Origin of the sequence: Paenirhodobacter hankyongi (genome assembly GCF_003664585.1) — a bacterium.
In the GTDB taxonomy this organism is placed as follows: domain Bacteria; phylum Pseudomonadota; class Alphaproteobacteria; order Rhodobacterales; family Rhodobacteraceae; genus Rhodobacter; species Rhodobacter hankyongi.
On the sequence record NZ_RCHI01000049.1, the window covers coordinates 1 to 1,265 of the forward strand.

General features: G+C 65.9%; 2 protein-coding genes. Both read left to right on the top strand.

What is annotated here, in order from left to right:
• The coding region (locus DYS74_RS18400; protein WP_147435542.1) for a CoA transferase subunit A at positions 1-599 on the top strand (599 nt) is incomplete at its 5' end.
• Complete coding sequence (locus DYS74_RS18405) at positions 599-1,243, top strand: 3-oxoacid CoA-transferase subunit B (protein ID WP_121535065.1); 645 nt, start codon at positions 599-601, stop codon at positions 1,241-1,243. The genes DYS74_RS18400 and DYS74_RS18405, both read left to right, overlap by 1 nt.
• Positions 1,244-1,265: the final 22 nt, after the last annotated feature.

Here is a 1,265-nt window from a genome sequence, read left to right on the forward strand (position 1 = left end):
TGATCGACGCGCTGGTCGCAAGCGGGGTCAAGGACCTGACCATCGCCTCGAACAATTGCGGCGTCGACGGCTTCGGCCTCGGCAAGCTGCTCGACACCCGCCAGATCCGCAAGATGATCTCGTCCTATGTCGGCGAGAACGCGGAATTCATGCGCCAATACCTCTCGGGCGAGCTCGAGCTCGAATTCAACCCGCAGGGAACCCTGGCCGAGCGCATGCGCGCCGGCGGCGCCGGCATCCCGGGCTTCTACACCAAGACCGGCGTCGGCACCGTCGTCGCCGAGGGCAAGGAGCACAAGGACTTCGACGGCGTGACCTATATCCTCGAGCGCGGCATCGTCGCCGATGTCTCGATCGTCAAGGCCTGGAAGGCGGACGAGAGCGGCAACGCGATCTTCCGCAAGACCGCGCGCAACTTCAACCCGCCGGCGGCGATGTGCGGGCGCGTCTGCGTGATGGAGGTCGAGGAGATCGTGCCGACCGGCTCGATCGATCCCGACCTGATCCATCTGCCCGGGATCTACGTGCACCGGCTGATCCAGGGCACGCATGAGAAACGCATCGAACAGCGCACCGTGCGCAAGCGGGAGGCAGTGTGATGGCCGAGTTCGTGAAGGGCTGGGACCGCAACCAGATGGCCGCGCGCGCCGCGCTCGAGCTGCACGACGGCACCTATGTGAACCTCGGCATCGGCATCCCGACGCTGGTGCCGAACTTCATCCCCGCGGGGGTGAACGTGACGCTGCAGTCGGAGAACGGCATGCTCGGCATGGGCCCCTTCCCCTATGAGGGCGACGAGGATCCCGACCTGATCAATGCCGGCAAGCAGACGATCACCGAACTGCCGCAGACCGCCTATTTCGACAGCGCCACCAGCTTCGGCATGATCCGCGGCGGCAAGATCGCGATGGCGATCCTCGGCGCGATGGAAGTGAGCGAAAAGGGCGATCTGGCGAACTGGATGATCCCGGGCAAGCTGGTGAAGGGCATGGGCGGTGCGATGGACCTCGTCGCCGGCGTCAAGCGCGTCGTGGTGGTGATGGATCACACCAACAAGCACGGCGAGTCGAAGGTGCTGAAGGCCTGCACCCTGCCGCTGACCGGCCAGGGCGTGGTCGACCGGATCATCACCAATCTCGGCGTGCTCGATGTGACGCACAAGGGGCTGCACATCGTCGAGCTCGCCGATGGCGTGACCGAGGAGCAGCTGCGCGCCGCGACCGAGGCGACGATCGTCGACTGATCCGACCGCCGCCCCCGATCCC